Origin of the sequence: Phenylobacterium sp. (assembly GCF_031425575.1) — a bacterium.
Taxonomy (GTDB): Bacteria; Pseudomonadota; Alphaproteobacteria; order Caulobacterales; family Caulobacteraceae; genus Phenylobacterium.
The window spans coordinates 1-1,551 of the sequence record NZ_JANPJP010000263.1 but is presented as its reverse complement, the minus strand read 5'-3'; the positions used below and the strand labels follow the sequence as shown (position 1 = coordinate 1,551).

The following is a 1,551-nucleotide window of genomic DNA, read 5'->3' as shown; positions in this document are numbered from 1 at the left end:
TCCCTAGCCATTTCCATCCCGCGATGCAAAGGTTGCCGCCGACGGGTTTCGGGGCTTTAAGCAGCCCCTGAACGCACATCCCGGGAGGATCTATTCAAATGCGCGAAGCTGTTATCGTTTCCTACGCCCGCACGGGGCTGGCCAAGTCCGGTCGCGGGGGTTTCAACATCACGCCGCCGATGTCGATGGCCGCGCACGCCATCAAGCACGCGGTTGAACGCTCCGGCGTCGAGGCCGACTTCGTCGAAGACTGCTACATGGGCAACAACAGTCACGGCGCCGCCAATATCGGTCGTCAGGCCGCCCTGCTGGCCGGCATGCCGGTGACCACCGCCGGCGTCACAGTCAACCGCTTCTGCTCGTCGGGCCTGCAAACCATCGCCATGGCCGCCAACCATATCCGCGGCGACGGCGCCGACTGCGTCGTGGCCGGCGGCGTCGAGAGCATCTCGATCCCCGGCGGCGGCATGCCCCGCGAAGCCATCGATCCCGACCTGATGAAGATCGCGCCGGACATCTTCATGGCGATGATCGACACCGCCGATGTGGTCGCCAAGCGTTACGGCCTCAGCCGCGAATACCAGGACGCGTTCTCGCTGGAGAGCCAGCGGCGCATGGCCGCCGCCCAGCAGGCGAACAAGTTCAAGGACGAGATCGTCCCGATGAAGACCAAGATGAAGGTGGTCAACAAGGAGACAAAGGAAGAGTCTATCGTCGACTACGTGGTGGACAAGGACGAGTGCAATCGCCCCGACACCACGATGGAGGGTCTCTCCAAGCTGGCCCCGGTCAAGGGCGAAGGCAACTTCGTCACCGCCGGCAACGCCAGCCAGCTGTCCGACGGCGCCGCCATGGTGGTGCTGATGGAAGCCAAGGAGGCCGAGCGTCGCGGTCTGGAGCCTATGGGTCGCTTCGTGTCGTGGGCCGTGGCCGGCTGCGAGCCTGACGAAATGGGCATCGGCCCGGTGTTCGCCATCCCCAAGCTGCTGGCGCGCCAGGGCCTGAAGGTGGACGACATCGACTTGTGGGAACTGAACGAGGCCTTCGCGTCACAGTGCCTCTACAGCCGCGACAAGATGGGCATCGACCCGGAGAAATATAACGTCAACGGCGGCTCCATCTCCATCGGCCACCCCTTCGGCATGACCGGCGCGCGCCTGACCGGCCACATCCTGCAGGAAGGCCGTCGCCGCAAAGCCAAGTGGGGCGTGGTCACCATGTGCATCGGCGGCGGCCAAGGCGGCGCCGGCCTGTTCGAGATCTACTAGGCAACCCTTCCTCTCTCGCCTGCGGCGGGAGAGGGGGACCACCCGCCGAAGAGCGGGTGGTGGAGAGGGCGAGCCACAGGCGCCGAGCCTGCGGCAGCCCTTTTCTGATTCAGAGCTTGAGGCTTTCCCTCTCCACCACGCCCTCTACGGGGCGCGGTCCCCCTCTCCCGCTGCGCGGGAAAGGAAGGGTTTCACCGCCTCAAACGTCCAGCCACGGTCGGAACTCCTCACCCCGCGTGACCGGTCGTAGTTTCCCACCACCGACACGCCTTCAAACCCCGCC

At 65.4% G+C, this 1,551-nt stretch carries 1 protein-coding gene; it reads left to right on the top strand.

Annotated elements, in window-relative coordinates:
• The first annotated feature begins 98 nt into the window (after positions 1-98).
• Positions 99-1,268, top strand: a complete 1,170-nt coding sequence (locus RMO97_RS15280; RefSeq protein ID WP_310541902.1) for an acetyl-CoA C-acyltransferase — start codon at positions 99-101, stop codon at positions 1,266-1,268.
• Positions 1,269-1,551 lie beyond the last annotated feature (283 nt).

Coding starts and splice junctions, on each gene's coding strand:
- RMO97_RS15280 (WP_310541902.1), top strand. CDS start 99: ATGCGCGAAGCTGTTATCGTTTCCTACGCCCGCACGGGGCTGGCCAAG.